Genomic DNA, 18872 nt, shown 5'->3' on the forward strand with positions numbered 1-18872 from the left:
GCAGGCACGTATTCATTTACTCTCCTGTGATTGCAGCGACTTCCGTCACGCCTGTTTTTATCTTCCCGGCCCAGCCGGAGAGGATCGCTGCTTTTATCCGCGCCATCTCTTTCTCCGCTGCCTCTTCTTTTAGCTGCGCAACGATGTCCCCTGGTTCGGTCGTAAAGGCCCGCAGCTGCTCGCCTCCCGGCAGTTCGGGCAGTGGAAGCCGGGTGATCGGGTCCAGCACCTCGACCTGTAGCGAATGCACTGCGCCCGTGGCCGCCAGCCCGGCCAGTTTTCCCGCCAGGCTTTTTTGTCTGAAGCTCAGTATTACGCCCGTGGCCAGCGTGGCAAATCCCACCAGGTTTCCGGCGATCACCAGCGGCGAGAGGGATTTATTACAGACGTCGGCAAAATAGATCATGCGATAGCGAAAATAGCCCGCCCACATTTCACGCGTACCCAGCGTCGAGTGCATAAACCAGGCACGCGAGTCGTGGACCTGGTCGTCAAACAACGCTCTCACCCGCCCGGATGGCTGGTCCGCGTTACTTGCTTCCCCGGCATCGGGGAAGAGGTTTTTTTCCAGCGCTTCACCCTCGTTTTTTATCCGGCGAAACTCCTGCGGTTCGTCGTCGGTATTCAGGATAAAAATCATCGGTTGCAGCACGGTATCCAGCACCACCTCGACGAGGTTATCCGGGATGCGGTAACCGTCGTGGTAATCCTTACCAAACTCCTTCGCGGCTTCGAACAGCTGGGTGCGGGCCATATCCGGGTCAAAATCTTTTATGCCCGGCGCCAGCATCAGCTCATCCATCATGTCGGCGGGCTGGTTCACACGCTGATCCTGGCGATCCCTCAGTACCTTTTCCTGCTTTTCATCGCGTTTCATTTCAGCCGCTTTACGTGCGGCAGGCAGGGCTTCGCTATCCGTGGCGCGCTGGTAGAACGGTGTTTTCAGCATCGTTCCTCTGGCATAGCGGTTAATACGCCAGGCGGTAATCCATGCAATCTGATGATCAATAACGCTTTCCAGACTGCTGCCGGCGCGGGGCGGGTCGTATTTTGCAGCGTCTTCAGCGGTAATATTTGCCGGGGTGGGCAGGTTGAGGGTGAGTTCGCGCCAGGCGTTAAAGCGGGTGACAAGTGGAGCATCTATTACAAACTCACTTTGCAAATCTGGAGACATTGCTCGCCAAAATTGCCGGTGTTTGGTCTGCGGTAACATTTTAGGCGGTATTTTTAACGGAGCTCCAATTTCAAAAGCCGAAGCATACATATCATGCAAAGCTATTTGCGACATTAATAAGCTGTCATCCTCAGCATTTGCCTTTCCCTGGTCTCCCGGCGGATAGCCGCCACCAATATCGGAGTGCATCCCCGGATAAACCACCTCGGTGGCATAAGGGGGATACGTGCCGTCAGCCCGGCGTACCGAGTCCAGCGGGAAGCACAGCCGCTGCTCATGGCCGGAAACCAGATGGATGCATTTTTTAATCAACCCGCCGTAGATTTTATCATCCGGCAACTCCATGGTGCCGCCGGCCCAGGCCATATGGCCTGAGGCAAGCGGTGCCACGTGTGCCACTCCGACCGAGGCCACGGTATCCAGCAGCCCGAGAAACTCGATGCTGAGTGGCAGTTGCAATGCGCCAATTTGCAGGCACTGCGGCGGTTTTTCGCCTTCCTTCACCGGCGGTGGCAGCAGCTCACTCAGCCAGCGCACAAAGGTGCGCGCCTCCGCCGCGCCGCGAGAGAACCCATAGATATACAGTTTGATGTCCAGCACTTTGGGCTTGCCTGGCTCCGGCTGGGTGATCAACGGTTTCAGCTGAGGAGAGAGTTCTTGCAGCAGGCGGTTAAATTCTTCATAGCGGTTATGGCTGCCGCCCACCCACAGCCGGCTCCAGCGGGTGCCCATTTTGCCAATCGACTTGCGGCTGGCACCTTCTGAAAGTTTTATGCTGTTATTGACCCGGTCTTTGCTCACGCGCATCAGCACATCAATAATGCGCAGCAGCGCCCAGTTAATACGCTCCTCGCCCATCGCCGCCCCCACCAGCCCATCGAGGGAGTACTCAAGGTCGTTCACTTCCGGGAACGGGGTGCCGACGCCGGGGATGTAAAACTTAAAATACTGACCGCCGCTGTCACTGGCCGCATCCAGCGGCACCTGACGGGTATCAGGCACACCGCCGGCCGTGCCGTCGCCGATAGCGGCGCGAAACAGGCGGGCAATACTGGTCGGGTGTTTTGGGTCGGACAGGACAAAATCATTGTTGAGGTTATTGCCGGTGCCGTCGAAAAACAGGCTGATATGCAGCGTTTTACAGCAGGGCGGTTCCACGCGCCGCCCTGCGGCCAGGCACAGCGCCTGGTGGTAATTTCGCTCGCTGCTTTTCTGCTGGTGGTAGTGTTTCCCGACCAGCAGTGACTCAGTGGGCAAGCGCCCCTGCGCCGGGAACGGCGGCGGGTTCCATGCCAAATCGGCTTTGTTTATCTCGGACATACAGTGGGCTCCTTCATCCTGATGGGCTCTTTAATCGGGTAGGCCGGGCTGCCGTAGGTGTAGCAGCTGGTGGTCACCTTAACGTCATCGCAGGGCAGAAAATGCACCGTGATACCGCAGGTGTCCTGGTCGTTGTAGTCAGGGACGGGCACGGTTTTGCTGTGCTGCCTTTTTTGCGCATCAATACCTTTCTTCCAGGCAAGATATTTTTTTCTGTCCTGATATCCAGGAAAATCCATTGAATATCCCACCCCGGTTTCCCAGTCAATGCGCACGGTCATCCCCGGCTTCCACTGCGCCGGTACGCCGTAGCAGCAGCCCCCGCCGCCGCCCTGGAACGGGCCAATAATGTCGATGCCCGACTGACCGTTCACGCTGAAGTGGTTAATCGCCCATTTGGTGTGGTTGATGGCGTCAATGGTGCCACCACCCCCGCTGCGGCCCTGGGCTTCCGCGGCAGGCTGCGTGCAGCCGGATAACAGCAGCAGCCCCGCCAGCAGCGGGCTTAATAACGAGAGTGTCATCTGACGTTCCTTGTTGGAAAGTAAACTAACGGTGTTGTCTGGCCCGCGTTACAGGCACAGGCAAGCGCCCCTGCGCCGGGAACGGCGGCGGATTCCATGCTTCGGCTTTGTTTATCTCGGACATACAGTGGGCTCCTTCATTCTGATGGGCTCTTTAATCGGGTAGGCCGGGCTGCCGTAGGTGTAACAGCTGGTGGTCACCTTAACGTCATCGCAGGGCAGAAAATGCACCGTGATACCGCAGGTGTCCTGGTCGTTGTAGTCGGGGAGAGGTACGGTCTTGCTGTGCTGGCGCTTTAATTCATTGATTTTTTTGTTCCAAACTTTTCTTAGTTGGTTATATTTTGATACTTCCGTAGTCCATTCTTTATTATTCTGTTTTCGCTGGATTGGTCGCACTGGCGCAGGTATTTCAGGGACATCACTTGCATAGGCTACCCCGGTTTCCCAGTCGATGCGCGCCGTCATCCCCGGCTTCCACTGCGCTGGTACGCCGTAGCAGCAGCCTCCGCCGCCGCCCTGGAACGGGCCGATAATGTCGATGCCCGACTGACCGTTCACGCTGAAGTGGTTAATCGCCCATTTGGTGTGGTTGATGGCGTCAATGGTGCCACCACCGCCGCTGCGGCCCTGGGCTTCCGCGACAGGCTGCGAACAGCCGGTTAAGCACCAGATTATGCCCAACAAAGCACAGTATCTGAGGGTCATAATATTGACTCATCTGCTGCACTCCACTTCATCATCACCCAGGCTTCACGTTGATCATCCATCAGCAAACCCTTCTTTGTCGCCTCCAGCATTCCCTCATAGCAGGTTAAAAAAAGCGTCTGTTGTGATGAAAAAATGCCCGCTGGCGGGGCCTGATGCTCCAGTAACGCAACGACATCGCAGATGGACATCAGAGATTCACACTGACTATCGCTGAGATTGATCTTCAGGCTTGGCTCTTTCTGTTCCGGTGGAACGCCGTCACCATTCAGGATCTGTGGCTCGCCGTCCCGATCCTGCCAGCTCCAGAACAGCGCCGGGCGCAGCAACGTTTGTTGCTGTTCTTCGCTGAGGATATGGGAAAAAAGCAGAGGAAAAATGCGTGTGTCGTAAAAACGTAAAATACCGGCGCGGCCTTCCTGCTGTGCATCAATACATTGTGTCAGCCAGCCTGCCAGTGTGGCAAAAGGCCAGTGGGAGCAGAGGATAAGCAACGGTGCCTGCGCGGCGGCATGCTGGCTAAAATCATGCAGAAAAAGCATATGCTGAGCATCATTAAGATTAATGCGTGCCATCAGCGGGGCAACATCAACGAGCGATGCTTCAGGCAGACCAGTGAAGAGTGATTGCCACTCGATTGACAGCGATTTCAGCGCCGGTATCACGCTGAAATCAAACCCCGACTGGTCTATAAGAATATCAACATAGTCTGTCGCAGCTTCACGGCAGGTGAGGGCAACACGCTCGATCCAATGTTGAGTCATGGCTGCACCCCCAGCGGAAATCCGCAAGGAGAATGGCGATTGACGGGGGGATTAGGGAGGGAAAGATCATCAGTAACACTCATATTGACTCCTGTTAAAACGAGTGCAGAAAGCAGGCATTACGCACACTTTCCTTGTGTGTACCAGGCGTGACTATATAGTAGCCAGTCAATAATGAGCAACCGCGGGGTTTCAGTATTGTGATCTGATTTATAGGGGGATTTTTCTTAGAATTTGCGTTAACGCGTTGAAAGGCGCGGGATATCTGAGGCACGGAGCTGGTGTAAAACTTTATCAAAGATAAGATGATTCACTGTCTGCACATCCTCAACGCATTTCCTGCACCATCCGCGTGCAACCCCGCAAAGGGACCTGACCTGCCAGACATCCCACCTACGCATCATCCCAGTACCCGTAATCAGATTCTCTTATTTTACCGCCTGTTAGCCCATATCCCGGACGCCTTGTCACTATTAGGAAAATTCTGGCACGCCCCTTGCAATTACCCTCGGGTCAGAATGAAAACTTATTACAGACGCCAGCATTACTGGCACTCGGGGAACCGTGACGGAGGCAAAATGAACTTAAGACGACTGAAGTATTTCGTAAAAATCGTCGACATCGGCAGCCTGACTCAGGCGGCAGAAGTCCTGCATATTGCACAGCCAGCTCTCAGCCAGCAGGTGGCAACACTGGAAAACGAACTTGACCAGCAGTTGCTGATCCGCACCAAACGCGGCGTTACGCCGACCGACGCGGGTAAGATCCTCTATGCCCACGCCCGCACTATTCTGCGTCAGTGTGAACAGGCACAGACGGCGGTGATCAACGCCGGGCAGGCACTGGCAGGGCAGGTTTCCATCGGCCTGGCGCCGGGGACCGCCGCCTCTTCGCTGACCATGCCTTTGCTGCAAACCGTACGCGAACAATTTCCGGATGTGCTGGTATATCTGCATGAGAACAGCGGCGCGTCATTAAACGAAAAAGTGATGAGTGGGCAACTGGATATGGCGGTGTTGTATGACCGTTCACCGGCCGCGGGCATCACCAGCATTCCCCTGATGAAAGAAGAACTGTATCTGGTGGGTGCCAGCGCCTGTCCTGGGCAGACTATCGACCTGACCGATGTGGCAGAGATGAATCTGTTCCTGCCGCGTGATTACAGCGCCGTACGTAAACGTGTGGACGAAGCATTCTCTCTGCGTCGCCTCAGCGCACGCATCATCGGTGAAATTGAATCGATTGCTACGCTGACCGCCGCCGTGTCCAGCGGCATGGGAGCGACCGTGCTGCCAGAGTCTGCCGCGCGGGCGTTGGTGAGTTCAACCAATGCCTGGATGGCGCGCATAACCAGCCCTGCGCTGAACCTGCCGCTGTCCTTAAACGTCTCTGCTACGTTGCCAATGTCACCGTCCGCGCTGGCGGTCAAAAACATTCTGTTGTCGCTGCTGAATAATCCAGTGACAGAAGATCGCGAACTGATGCTGGTCAGTTAAATGCCTTTGTGCCGGGCGCGCCATCGCGCGCCTCACTTCCTGCCGCTTCGCCTCCCTTATCGCTAAAAAGCATATAAAACCTCTTTTTATTATTTGTTGCTATCAATGTGCATCCTTAACATGAAGGAAACCAACAGATAACAGAGGGAGGAGCGCGCGTGAATTTTCAGCAACTTAAAATCATTAAGGAAGCAGCACGCTGCGAGTTTAATCTTACCGAAGTGGCGAATGCGCTGTTTACCTCCCAGTCTGGGGTCAGCCGCCATATACGGGATTTGGAAGATGAACTTGGGGTCGAGATTTTTATCCGCCGGGGTAAACGCCTGCTGGGGATGACCGAACCGGGCAAAGCGCTGCTGACCATTGCAGAACGTATTCTTGATGAAGCGGGTAAAGTGCGTCGCCTGGCCGATGTGTTCACCAACGAATCCAGCGGCGTGCTGACGATAGCCACCACCCATACTCAGGCGCGCTACAGCCTGCCGAAAGTGATTAAAGCGTTCCGTTCGCTCTATCCCAATGTGCGTCTGGAACTCAATCAGGGATCACCGCAGGAGATTGTCTCCATGCTGGTGGCGGGCGAGGCCGATATCGGCATCGCCAGTGAGCAGGTGGTTAACAATCCGGCGCTGGCTGCCTTCCCGTGGTTCAGCTGGCACCATGCGCTGCTGGTGCCCAAAGGGCACGAGCTGGAGCAGCAGCAACCGCTGACGCTGGCGGCGCTGAGCCGTTATCCGCTGATCACCTATCGCCAGGGGATTACCGGGCGTTCGAAAGTCGACCGTGCGTTCCACGCCGCCAGTCTGAAGCCCGATATCGTACTGAGTGCGCAGGACTCGGACGTGGTAAAAACCTACGTTGAGCTGGGCCTCGGTGTGGGTGTACTGGCCGATCAGGCCTGCCAGCTGGATGAGCATTCGCCGTTGACGCGGCTCGAAGCGCGCCATTTGTTCGAGTCTAATACCGTCTGGCTGGGGCTGAAACGCGGGCAGTTGCAGCGTAATTTTGTCTGGCAGTTCCTGGAGCTCTGTAATGCGAACCTGTCGCTGGAAGAGATCAAACGCCAGGCATTGTCGCTGAACGAAGAAGAACCGGTGATCGACTTCCAGATCTGATTCTGACATGGCGTTGGGTGCAGCTATATACTGACACCCCTGCGTCTTCCGCCTTATCGGCTGACGGCCTAAGCTCCGGGTACATTCTATCCGCGAGCTTAAGCCATGACCTCATCTCTTCCCCGTTCTTCCTCCGGCCCGCTTTATGCGCTGGCCTTCAGTATGTTGATCTCCTCGATGGGCAGCAGTATTGCGAACGTCGGTCTGCCCACGCTGGCGGCGGCGTTTGCTGCCTCTTTTTCACAAATACAGTGGGTGGTGCTGGCGTATCTGCTGGCGGTGACGGCTTCCGTGCTGGCGATGGGGTGGCTGGGCGATCGTTTTGGTCGCCAGCGGCTGCTGGGCTACGGCGTGCTGCTGTTCAGTGTGGCATCGCTGGGCTGTGGGTTGGCAACGCATATCGGCTGGCTGATTGCTGCCCGCATTCTGCAAGGCCTGGGCGGCGCGATGATGATGGCGAATACGCTGGCGCTGGCGATCCAGGTGTTGCCCGCTGAACGCACCGGGCGGGCAATGGGGCTGCTGGGGACCGTCTCTGCCATCGGCACGGCGCTGGGGCCGGCGCTGGGTGGCCTGCTGATTGCGGGTTTCGGCTGGCAGGCGCTGTTTGTGATTAACCTGCCGCTTGGGCTGATCGCATGGGGAATGGTGCAGCATTTCCTGCCGTCTTCTGGCGCGCCGGATGCCGCCATGCCCCGTGGATCGCTGCTGTCGCTGCTGCGTCAGGCGGCGCTGGTACGCGGCCTGCTGCTGAGTATGGCGGTTGCCATGGTGATGATGACGACCTTTGTCGTCGGGCCCTTCTATCTGAGCCATGGATTGCAGCTTTCCCCGCGCCAGACCGGGCTGGTGATGGCGGTGGGGCCGCTGGTGGCCGCTCTCAGCGGTGTACCGGCCGGGCGTCTGGTGGATCGTCTTGGGGCGCAGTCCACGACGTTAATCGGTTTAGCCGCGGTGGCGGGGGGCTGCCTGTTACTGGCTTTGTTGCCGCCCGGCGCCGGTATTGCGGGTTATGTGGCGGGCCTGATGCTGCTGACGGCGGGTTATGCGCTGTTTCAGGCGGCGAATAATACGGCCTTACTGAAAGGGGCCGACCCGGCACGGCGCGGTCTGGTTTCCGGGTTGATGAATCTGGGCCGGAACCTGGGGTTTATTGCCGGTGCGGCATTAATGGCGGCGGTGTATGCCGCAGCCACACGGTACGGTGATTTTGCTCCTCATCTTGCATCATCCCACGGGATGCGACTGACGTTCGGGCTGGCGGGCGGAATGGTGTTGATCGCCCAGCTTGTCTTGTACGGGCACGGCCTGCGCCATCCTCAACGGCAGTAAGAATTCCGACTGGTGTAAAATCTGATTTATTGCGCAGCATGAAAATTCAGGGAAAAACCAGGCTATATTAGGCGCTTCTCTATTCCCCTACATGATGAAGGGGTAAAGCAAAAGGAGTTGCTCTGTGTCAGAACAATCGTTTGATCCCAATACGCTGTTTAAGCAGCCTGCCATTTCTCTTCCCTGTCGTCTGTTTACATCCGCAAACCGCATGGATGAATACAGTGCCGATGATATGCGCTATGGCGACGTGTCAGAATCTCGTCTGAAAACCGATTTCAAGCTAAGGGACGTTTCCGCAAGGGTAAATCCTTACACGGGTGAGAGGATTACCGCATCGCGTTTCACTCTCTTTAATCAGTGGGCATCACAACCGCTTTCAGTGAAAGAACGATCGGATATTTTATTTGATGAGTTTCGCGAGTTATCGAGGGTGTTTTCATTTATTGGTCCTTATCGCGGCCTGATCGAGAAGTTAATTACTCATATGCAGACAGGTAATGGCAAGGTATTTAGTAGCCACTTGTTAGATAGTGCGTATAAGGAGCAGATAGTAAGCGACTCATCGAGAGAGAGCTCACTTTTGATTATTAAGGACACTTTGTCGAATTATATCAACTGGGAGGTTGGGCGTTATGATAGTAAAAATAAATCCTGGTTTTCCACAAAGATGGCTAAGATGGTTTTACCAAAATTCAATAAGTGGGTGGATAGAATCAACTCACTCACTATCAGTGTTCATGATGTGTGGGCAACCAGTATTACGTTAAAGTCTCTTGTGATCGAAGGTGATAACTACTCTGCTACAATACATTATCGGTCTCAGGACCATTTTGGACTGGATTCCAAAGATGTTTTAAATCCGGTTTACAGGCAGTTTAGAATTTTTCGTATCTGGTTTTTACTGCAACATTATGATAAGTATTCATTTAAGCCTTTATTACAGAGATGAACGCTACCATCACTATTACAGGTAATCGCTATGATTAATTCAAAAATAAAGACGAGCCGGCAACGTTTTGAAAAAATAGTGCCGGCTACTGTCATTTTGGTTGCCGCTCTTATCATACTGTATTTTTTCCTCAGGCCAGTAAAAATTGTCAGTACTGTCCGCGAATGGAATGAGGGTTATTTTTTTGTGGATAACTTTCCCATGACGGCTAAAGCGAGAATTGCATGGTGGGAAGAGAATAAAGAAGTATTAAAGAAAAAATATAACATGCCGTTTATTGGCAGTGATAAGCGGTGGATGGTGTTAATTGGTGAGGCAGGCGAGGGTTTTCAATTTCGGCCGAAAACAGACAAAGCCGATGATTATCTTTGTTTTGACAGTCTGAAGCCTGGCGCCAATTGTGCCGAAAAAAAGTGGCTATTATGGATATCACACTATAACCAAACCGATACCAGCTTCCTTACGGGTGATAGCAAATATATTCAGCGTGGCGATAACGCTAAAATTAAGCGTGTTGCTGATTAAATTTATCGCTGTTAACCGATCGATAGCAAGTATATGTCGATCGGTCGATTACTGTTATCTATGGTCTGGGATGATGAAAAAATATTATCTATTGCTGGTTTTAATCGCGGGTGTATATGTGTTTTCCTGGTTTCAACGCCCGGTCAATATTGTCAGTTTTGTACGGGAAGGAAATCGTATTTACCTTTTTGTGGAGCATTTCCCCATGATGGATAAAGGGAGAGTTGCATGGTGGCAGGATAATAAAGCGTTTTTGATAGAAAAGTATAATGTGCCTTTTATTGGCAGTAAATACCCGTGGTCGGTATTAATTGGTGAGGTTGGCGATGGTTTTCAATTTCTGCAGCACAGGGCCAGTGATAACGATCTTATTTGTTTTGACAGCCTGAAACCTGCTGCTAATTGTATCGAGAAAAAATGGCTGTTATGGATATCACACTATAACGAAACCGATACCAGCTACCATACGGATGACGAAAGATATATCCAGCGTGGCGTTAATGCTGAAATTAGACGTGTTAAGAGATAAAGCGGTCTTGTCTGGATAGCAGAAAGCAGCTATTCGGTTGATATTATAACTGGCCTGATATGACGATTTTCATCGTTGGGCCATTTTCGTGCATCCTGTCAGAAGGAAACAGATATGGGCATAGTAGAGAAAATGGGGAAAAATCAGCGAGTAATAAAATCGGTTTTAGTGATCTCGTTGCTTATCATTTTCTTTCTCCTGTTGTTCCTGTTTCTCAGGCCAGTGAAAATTGTCAGTTTCGTACGGGAAGGAAATCGTATTTACCTTTTTGTGGAGCATTTCCCCATGATGGATAAAGGGAGAGTTGCATGGTGGTTGGATAATAAAGCGTTGTTGATAGAAAAGTATAACGTGCCATTTATTGGCGGTAAATACTACTGGTCGGTATTGATTGGTGAGGCAGGCGATGGTTTTCAGTTTCTGCAGCACAGGGCCAGCGATAACGACCTTATTTGTTTTGACAGTCTGAAGCCTGGCGCCAATTGTGCCGAAAAAAAATGGCTGTTATGGATATCACACTACAACCAAACCGATACCAGTTACACGACGGATGATAGTGAATATATTCAGCGTGGCGAGAATGCTGAAATTAAGCGTGTTGCTGATTAATCGATAATGCTGAGATTAATCCGTAGTGGCGGACTCTCTTTTTCGGTCGTCCTGTAAGGGGCTTAACGACCAGGTCAACGTCAAGGGCGTTTCGCTTTCCCGCTGCGCGGGCTGAGCGACCCAGGGTGGGCAGTCGCCCCCACCCTGGGGACCCGGGCTTTGCGGCAGGCGCTGCGTCCACTGCGTGGATGCCTTCGCAAGCGTCGTTCACCGACGCACCGGTCGTGACGGCACATCCCTGTGCCGGCTCTCCCTCTCACCGCCGTCCTGGCGGTTCGTCCTGGTTCTCTGCGCTTCCTCAGCGCTGCTGAATGCCGCCTCAACGTCAAAATCCAGGTCAAAACCTAAAAATTCTGATTCGAATCAATCCGCATAGATTGTCACGTGGTGGTGGTTTTAAAACCGACAGCGAGCAGACGTTCTGCGGGGATGGGGCCAGTTTGAGGTAAGCCGGACGTCACGCGACAGGACGTCGCGTGCCGAGGCCCGCAGGGATGCGGTCGTTGCCGATCCGGCGTGCTCAAACTGGCCCCGGACCTGAAGCCAGACTGCCAGCTATTCATTTTTGTGGGGATCCTTCAGTGATCGCCTCCTGGATCAGACCTGGACGCCGTTGAGGTTTTAAAACCGAGCGCATCAGCAGTGACGGAAGATCATAAAATCAGCCCCCAATACCTCAACGGCATAAAATTTCGTTTCCCGCAGCAAAACACGCGCCACCACGCATCGGCCCAAACGATAACGCAGCATTGCCTGCGCCTCCTCCGCTAAAGTGAAATGAACTTATTAAGGAGACGCTATGCTCGCACAACGTTTACAGGATGCCACTCTGCTGCGCCAGCAGGCTTATTTCAACGGACAGTGGCAGGACGCATTTAATGGTGAAACCCTGCCGGTGATCAATCCCTCCACTGGCGATGTGCTCTGTACCATTCCGTCACTGGGTGCTGAGGAAACCGAACAGGCGATTGCCTTTGCCGATGCGGCCCGCAAAAGCTGGGCGAAAACACCGAATGCGCAGCGTGCACTGTTGCTGGAAAAGTGGCATCAGCTGATCCTCGACAACGCCGACGACCTGGCGATTATCATGACTGCCGAGCAGGGCAAACCGCTGGCGGAAGCCAGAGGGGAAGTGCTGTACGGTGCAGGGTTCGTTAAATGGTTTGCCGAAGAAGCCCGCCGCATCTACGGCGACACCATCCCGGCACCGAGCGATGACCGCCGTATCCTCGTGCTGAAACAACCCGTCGGCGTGGCGGCGGCGATTACGCCATGGAATTTCCCTATTGCCATGATCACCCGCAAAGTGGCCCCGGCGCTGGCCGCAGGCTGCCCGATCATTGTTAAACCCTCAGAGCTGACGCCGCTCTCTGCGCTCGCCCTGGTGGAACTGGCCCAGCGAGCAGGCATTCCCGCAGGCGTATTGCAGATTGTCACCGGGCTGCCGAAAGCCATCGGTGAAACCCTGACGGGCAGCCGCACGGTACGTAAGATCTCCTTCACCGGCTCAACCCGTATTGGTCAGTTGCTGATGCAGCAGAGCGCCGACAGCATTAAACGTCTCAGCCTGGAGCTGGGGGGCAATGCCCCGCTGATCGTCTTTGATGATGCGGATCTGGATATCGCCATCAGCGGCGTAATGATGAGTAAATTCCGCAATGCCGGGCAGACCTGCGTCTGCGCCAACCGTATCCTGGTGCAGCGCAATATCTACCCGCGTTTTGCCGAGCGTCTGCTGGCCGAGGTGGCGAAACTGAAAGTCGCCGACGGATTCACAGAAGGCAGCACCATCGGGCCGCTGATCAACCAGGCTGCGGTGACTAAGGTGAACAGCCATATTGAAGATGCCCTCAGCCACGGTGCAGAACTGCTGGCGGGTGGCATCAGCAACGGGAACGGCACGTTTGTGATGCCAACGGTACTGGGTGACGTCACCAGCGCCATGCGTATTGCCCATGAAGAGACCTTTGGCCCGGTCGCACCGCTGTTTATCTTCGATACTGAAGAGGAAGCGATTGCGATGGCGAATGACACCCCCTTCGGTCTGGGGGCTTATTTCTTCACCGAAGATATTCGCCGTGCCTGGCGCGTAGGAGAGGCGCTGGAGTTTGGCATGGTTGGATTTAATACCGGATCGGTTTCGCTGGAAGTGGCGCCGTTTGGTGGGATTAAATTATCGGGTGTTGGCCGCGAAGGTTCACGCTACGGCATCGAAGAATATTTGGAATCTAAAGCCTTCCATTTCGGCAGCCTGTAACTTACCCGTCATACTTCAAGCCGCAGATGCGTTGGCTGCATTCATTCACCCCAGTCACTTAGTTATCTAAGCGCCTGGGGATTCATCTTTAAAAAGTCCCGCTACCCATAAAGGTGCGGGCCTTTTTTTATCTGTAATACCTGCACTTAACGGAAAACTGACACATTCACCGCTCTTATTTGGTGCAAGTTTAGTACCGAATTCACCGCAGTGGTGCATCTTTTTTGTGATGAAAATCATCTATTTAATTACTCGGTTTATCTGGAAAAAAACACCCTTCATTACGGCAGAAAATTTTTTTGCACCCGCTTTTACGCATTATTATTTTTTTGCGTGAGTGGCATACTTTCTGCATTGCTTAATACAAATGAAATAACTAAGACCAAAAAATTCTGGTCTCCATTAAGGGTCTATTCATGCTCAGTTTCGATCCCGACAAAATAGCGTTACCGGCAGGACACTTCATTAATGGTCAGCATCTGACCGGTAAAGGTGAGGCATTAACCGTTAACCGTCCTTCTGATGGTCTACGTGCCGCAGAACTGTTTGAGGCCGATGCCGCGCTGGTCGATGACGCCGTGAGCAACGCTGATCGTGCGGTGCGCGACAGTGGCTGGGCATCCTGCCCACCACGCCAGCGCGGCGCGGTGCTGAAGCGCTGGGCCGATCTGATTGCCGCTGACCCGTTGCTGGCACAGTTAGAGTCTCTCGGCTCCACCCGCCCGATTCATGACGTGGTGAACCACGAAATTCCCTTTACTGCTGAAGCGATCCGCTTTTATGCCGAGTGCGCCGACAAATACAGCGGCGATGTGCTGCCGACCCGTGATGCCAGCCTGGGCATGCTGGTGCCGGAACCTTACGGCGTGATCGGTGCGATTACCCCCTGGAACTTCCCGCTGTCGATGGCCTCCTGGAAATGTGGCCCGGCGCTGGCAGCAGGAAATGCCGTGGTGCTGAAGCCTTCAGAACTGACCCCGTTTTCAACCGTACGTATGGCCGAACTGGCCATCAAGGCGGGTCTGCCTGCGGGCGTACTGAACATCATCCAGGGCGGCGGGGCGGTGACGGGCAGTTCGCTGGTGGCTCATCCGCTGGTGCGTAAAGTCTCCTTCACCGGGTCAACCGCTACCGGGGCACGCATTATGAGCGATGCCGCGTTTAACGGTATGAAACCGGTCACGCTGGAACTGGGTGGCAAAAGCCCGCAGCTGGTGTTTGACGACTGTGGGGATATTGATGAAGTGGCCGGACGTATCCTGCGCGGCTTCACCGCCAACGGTGGGCAGGCCTGCGTGGCGGGCACCCGTCTGATTGTCCAGCGCGGCATCCACGATGCGCTGATTAGCAAACTGATTGAGCTGTGCCAGGGCTTCCGCGCTGGTGTGACCTGGAACGACACCAGCCGCTATGCGCCGATGATTGACCGCCGTCAGGCGGAAAAAGTGGCCTCTGTGGTGAGCAGCGCTCGTCAGCAGGGGGCTGAAGTGCTGGTCGGCGGCGAGCGCTTTGCGGATACCGGTGAAGGCTACTTCTGGCAGCCCACGCTGCTGGCCGTCAGCGGCAACGATAACCCGGCGGTACAGGAAGAGATCTTTGGCCCGGTACTGACGGTGCAGATCTTCGACGACGAAGCCGAAGGCCTGGCACTTGCCTCCCATCCGACCTACGGCCTGTGCGCCGGGGTGCATACCAAAAATATCGACCGCGCCCTGCGCGCGATGCGCGGTATTGCCGCCGGTACCGTATGGATCAACCGTTATGGCCGCTCCGGCGACTTCATTATTCCTACCGGGGGCTTCCATGGCTCCGGCATCGGCAAGGATCTGGGCCGTCAGGCTTTTGAGGCCTGCCAGCGCTATAAAAGCGTGCTGATCGATTTCTGAAACCTGTTTTCATCCCTAAACCGAACTCTGTAGAGGTAGCATAATGGCCGTGTTTAAACCGAAATACATCACCTTCGATTGCTATGGCACGCTGATCAACTTCGATATGGCCGGTGCCGCCGCTGCCATCTTCGCCGACCGCATCAGCCCAGAGCGCATGCAGGCTTTCACCGATGACTTCTCCTGTTACCGCATGGATGAAGTGCTGGGTGCCTTTAAGCTTTACCCGCTGGTGGTGGCCAATGCGCTGTACCGCACCTGTAACAAATGGGGCGTGGAGTGTACGGATCAGGACTGCGCCGACGTGATGACCGCCTGTGCCACCTGGAGCCCGCATCCAGATGTGCCTGCCGGGCTGGCCATTGTAGCGAAAGAGTTCCCGCTGGTGCTGCTGACTAACTCCACCGACGCGCTGATCAAGAACCATATTCCGCGCCTGGGCGCGCCGATCCATATGACCATCACCGCCGAAGAAGTCGGTGCCTATAAGCCGCAGATGAAAGGCTTTGAGTACATGCTCAACAAGCTGAACTGTGGGCCGGAAGAGATCCTGCACGTTTCCAGCAGCCTGCGTTATGACCTGATGACCGCCTACGACCTCGGCATCAAAAACAAAGTGTTTGTTAATCGCGGTCACGGCCCGGGCAACCCGGCCTATGAGTACAGCGAAATCACAGATATTGGTGGTCTTCCGGGCGTCGTCGGGCTGTAAGCCTCAGAGGAGCAGGGCAATGAAACTGGAATCATTCTGGCAGGCAACGGCACCCGCTTTCACCGGTGCGGCAACGGGCGACCTGCCAGCCACTGCCGATGTGGTGGTGATTGGCGGCGGCTTTACCGGCATCTCAGCAGCACTCAACCTCGCCCGCAGTGGCGTGAAAGTGGTGGTACTGGAAGCGGGTGAAGTAATGAGCCAGGCCTCCGGCCGTAACGGCGGCCACTGTAATACCGGCGTCGCGCAGAACTTCTCAGCCCTGGTGGAGAGCCAGGGCGTGGAGCAGGCCACCCGCTATTACCGCGCTTTTGCCGATGCGGTGGACTATGTACAAAGCGTGGTGGCGAGTGAGCAGATCGATTGTGATTTCCGCCGTTGCGGCAAGCTGAAGCTGGCAAGCAAAGCGTCGCACCTGCCGTCACTGGTCGCCGCGTGCGAAATGATGAAACGCCACGTTGACCCGGATGTGGAAATCCTGAGTGCTGACGAGGTGAAGCGCGAAATCGATTCGCCGCAATTCCATGGTGCGCTGTTACAGCGCCACGGCGGCCAGATGCATATGGGCAAGTTTGGCGTCGGCCTGGCGGAAGCTGCCGCCCGTGCCGGAGCAGCGATTTACCCGCACAGTGCGGTCACCGGCCTGACGCGTCTGAGCGGCTACAGCCACCGCGTGAGTACCGCTAAGGGCGATATTATCGCGGACAAAGTGCTGATGGCGACCGGTTGTTCGAACATTGGCCCGTTTGACTGGTTCCAGCGCCGCATTATCCCCGTGGGCAGCTTTGTCGTGGTCACCGAGCCTCTGGAGGAAAGCCTGCTTAACCGTTTACTGCCGGGTGATCGCACCTACGTCACCTCGCTTAACCTGGGCAATTACATGCGTACCACCGCCGACCGTCGTCTGGTGTTTGGTGGACGCGCCCGCTTTGCCATCAGCAGCCCGACATCGGATGCAAAAAGTGGCGACGTGCTGAAAGCCGGAATGCAGAAGATGTTCCCGGCGCTGGGCAATGTGGCGATTGATTACTGCTGGGGGGGGCTGGTGGATATGACCGCCGACCGTCTGCCGCATGCGGGCGAACAGGACGGGGTGTTTTACTCGCTGGGCTACAGCGGGCACGGCACTCAGATGTCAGTGTGGATGGGCCGCGTGATGGCCGATCTGATAGCAGAGAAAAGCAACGAAAATCCGTGGCAGCGCAACAGCTGGCCAGCGGTACCCGGTTACTTCGGCAAGCCCTGGTTCCTGCCGGTAGCAGGACTGTATTACAAAGTTAAAGACAAAATGTCCTAAATAAAAACATATCCGTTCAGGGTAAACGTTATTAACAACGATTTTGAGGGTGTGCAAATGAGTAAATTTCGCAAAGAATTTAGCCGTGTTAACCCGAATTTGACCCAGGCGATTACGGATGTCGCAATATCCCGACGCGGCATGATGAAGCTGCTGTCAGCAGGCGCGGTGATGAGCACCGGTCTGATTGGTTTTCCGGAATTCAGCTTTGCCGCTGAAGCCCCGGTGAAGGGCGGTAAACTGCGTGCGGCTGTCGCCAACGCCTCCGCCAGCGATACGCTTGACCCGGCGAAAGGCAGCAACAGCGGCGACTACTGCCGTCAGTTTATGTTTTATAGCGGTCTGACCGAACTGGATAAAGAACTGAAAGCGCAGCCTGCGCTGGCGGAATCCATTACCAGCAGTGATGGCCTGAACTGGAACGTGAAGCTGCGTACGGGTGTCACCTTCCATGACGGTAAAACGCTGACTGCCACCGACGTGGTTTACTCCCTCAGCCGCCATAAAGATCCGGCGGTGGCATCAACGGTGATCACCCTCGCCAGCCAGATGAAAGAGATTAAGGCCGTCAGCCCGTCTGAAGTGCAGATCACGCTTGAGCAGCCAAACTTCGACCTGCCGTCGATTCTGGCGACCAGCTCCTTCCTGATTGTGCAGGACGGCACCAAAGACTTCAGCAAAGGAATGGGGACCGGGCCGTTTGTTCTCACCTCGTTCCAGCCGGGTGTACGTACCGTCGGCACAAAAAACAAAAACTACTACAAACCGGGCCTGCCTCACCTCGACGAAGTGGAGCTGATGGGAGTGACCGATCCGGCAGCACGTGTCAACGCACTGATGTCGGGCGACCTGCATATCGTCTCTACGCTGGGCGCAAATGATGTGAAACGCCTGCGTCAGAACGGTAAGTTCAACATTCTGGAAAGTAAGTCAGGTATGTACAGTGACCTGATTATCCGTACTGACCGTACCCCGGGCAGCAATCCTGACTTCGTGCTGGCAATGAAGTATCTGCAACCGCGTGAAATGATTGTGAAAACCGTGCTGCAGGGCTTTGGCGATGTGGGTAACGACACCCCGGTTCCGCCCTGGCATCCGATGTTCAACAAGGATCTGCCGCAGCGTCCGCTGGATCTCGACAAAGCCAAATTCCACCTCAAAAAGGCCAATATGGTCGGTGCGAAAATCGAGATCATCACTACCCCGAATATCGAAGGGGCAGTGGAAGGCGGCCAGCTGTTACAGCAGATCGCGCGTTCAGCCGGACTGAATGTGGCCGTACGCCGTGTGCCGTATGACGGTTACTGGTCAGCCCACTGGATGAAAGATCCTATCGGTTACGGCTCGGTCAACCCGCGCCCAACGCTGGATATGCTGTTCTCCCAGTTCTACTTCTCCTCCGCCCCGTGGAACGAGTCTGGCTGGAAAAATGCACAGTTCGACCAGTTGGTTACCGCCGCTCGTGGCGAAAGCGACCAGGGCAAACGCAAGCAGATGTATGGCGACATGCAGAAACTGGTGTACGACAACTGCGGCACGCTGATCCCGGCCTTCATCAGTTCGATGGACGGCTGTAGCAACAAAGTGAAAGGGGTTGAAGCGATGCCGTCAGGCATGATGATGGGCTATCGCTTCCACGAGTATGCCTGGCTGACGTCGTAAATCTTTCATC

16 protein-coding genes are annotated in these 18872 nt (G+C 54.8%); 12 read left to right on the forward strand and 4 right to left on the reverse strand.

Annotated elements, in window-relative coordinates; genetic code table 11:
* Window positions 1-16: 16 nt before the first annotated feature.
* From LJN55_RS09470 to LJN55_RS09485, 4 genes are all read right to left on the reverse strand, one after another.
* Window positions 17-2494, reverse strand: coding sequence for a T6SS phospholipase effector Tle1-like catalytic domain-containing protein (locus LJN55_RS09470; protein ID WP_227536118.1), 2478 nt, complete (start codon window positions 2492-2494; stop codon window positions 17-19).
* On the reverse strand, window positions 2482-3018 hold the full coding sequence (locus LJN55_RS09475; RefSeq protein ID WP_227536119.1) for a DUF3304 domain-containing protein: 537 nt from the start codon (window positions 3016-3018) through the stop codon (window positions 2482-2484). Before LJN55_RS09475 ends, LJN55_RS09470 begins: the two co-directional genes overlap by 13 nt.
* A gap of 111 nt (window positions 3019-3129) precedes the next feature.
* Window positions 3130-3726, reverse strand: a complete 597-nt coding sequence (locus LJN55_RS09480; protein WP_227536120.1) for a DUF3304 domain-containing protein — start codon at window positions 3724-3726, stop codon at window positions 3130-3132.
* Window positions 3723-4490, reverse strand: coding sequence for a DUF4123 domain-containing protein (locus tag LJN55_RS09485; protein WP_227536121.1), 768 nt, complete (start codon window positions 4488-4490; stop codon window positions 3723-3725). Before LJN55_RS09485 ends, LJN55_RS09480 begins: the two co-directional genes overlap by 4 nt.
* Before the next feature lie 578 nt (window positions 4491-5068).
* Between LJN55_RS09485 and nac the strand changes: the two genes are divergently transcribed.
* The 12 genes from nac (at window position 5069) to LJN55_RS09545 (ending at window position 18862) form a co-directional block, all read left to right on the forward strand.
* Entirely contained in the window at window positions 5069-5986 is a 918-nt protein-coding gene (gene nac / locus LJN55_RS09490) for a nitrogen assimilation transcriptional regulator NAC (RefSeq protein ID WP_159336953.1), read from the forward strand.
* 158 nt (window positions 5987-6144) lie between these two features.
* Window positions 6145-7101 carry an HTH-type transcriptional regulator Cbl gene (cbl, locus tag LJN55_RS09495; RefSeq protein WP_133843238.1) on the forward strand — a complete coding sequence of 319 codons (957 nt, stop codon included), beginning with the start codon at window positions 6145-6147 and terminating at the stop codon, window positions 7099-7101.
* A gap of 105 nt (window positions 7102-7206) precedes the next feature.
* Window positions 7207-8433 carry an MFS transporter gene (locus tag LJN55_RS09500; protein WP_227536122.1) on the forward strand — a complete coding sequence of 409 codons (1227 nt, stop codon included), beginning with the start codon at window positions 7207-7209 and terminating at the stop codon, window positions 8431-8433.
* 124 nt (window positions 8434-8557) lie between these two features.
* A complete protein-coding gene (locus LJN55_RS09505; protein ID WP_227536123.1) occupies window positions 8558-9385 on the forward strand; it encodes a YPO3983 family protein in 828 nt (275 codons plus the stop codon).
* Between the two features lie 30 nt (window positions 9386-9415).
* Window positions 9416-9910 carry a DUF943 family protein gene (locus LJN55_RS09510; RefSeq protein ID WP_227536124.1) on the forward strand — a complete coding sequence of 165 codons (495 nt, stop codon included), beginning with the start codon at window positions 9416-9418 and terminating at the stop codon, window positions 9908-9910.
* Window positions 9911-9980: 70 nt separating this feature from the next.
* Window positions 9981-10439, forward strand: a complete 459-nt coding sequence (locus LJN55_RS09515; protein ID WP_227536125.1) for a DUF943 family protein — start codon at window positions 9981-9983, stop codon at window positions 10437-10439.
* A gap of 114 nt (window positions 10440-10553) precedes the next feature.
* Window positions 10554-11048 (forward strand): DUF943 family protein, encoded by a 495-nt coding sequence (locus LJN55_RS09520; RefSeq protein ID WP_227536126.1) that lies wholly within the window; start codon window positions 10554-10556, stop codon window positions 11046-11048.
* Between the two features lie 799 nt (window positions 11049-11847).
* A complete protein-coding gene (locus LJN55_RS09525; RefSeq protein WP_227536127.1) occupies window positions 11848-13305 on the forward strand; it encodes an NAD-dependent succinate-semialdehyde dehydrogenase in 1458 nt (485 codons plus the stop codon).
* A 416-nt stretch (window positions 13306-13721) separates the two neighbouring features.
* A complete protein-coding gene (locus tag LJN55_RS09530) occupies window positions 13722-15191 on the forward strand; it encodes an aldehyde dehydrogenase family protein (protein ID WP_133843256.1) in 1470 nt (489 codons plus the stop codon).
* 43 nt (window positions 15192-15234) lie between these two features.
* Window positions 15235-15903 (forward strand): haloacid dehalogenase type II, encoded by a 669-nt coding sequence (locus LJN55_RS09535; protein ID WP_227536128.1) that lies wholly within the window; start codon window positions 15235-15237, stop codon window positions 15901-15903.
* A gap of 19 nt (window positions 15904-15922) precedes the next feature.
* Entirely contained in the window at window positions 15923-17200 is a 1278-nt protein-coding gene (locus LJN55_RS09540; protein ID WP_227536129.1) for an NAD(P)/FAD-dependent oxidoreductase, read from the forward strand.
* Between the two features lie 57 nt (window positions 17201-17257).
* On the forward strand, window positions 17258-18862 hold the full coding sequence (locus LJN55_RS09545; RefSeq protein ID WP_159337291.1) for an ABC transporter substrate-binding protein: 1605 nt from the start codon (window positions 17258-17260) through the stop codon (window positions 18860-18862).
* The last annotated feature ends 10 nt before the right edge of the window (window positions 18863-18872 follow it).

Source organism: Erwinia rhapontici, assembly GCF_020683125.1.
GTDB lineage: Bacteria > Pseudomonadota > Gammaproteobacteria > Enterobacterales > Enterobacteriaceae > Erwinia > Erwinia rhapontici.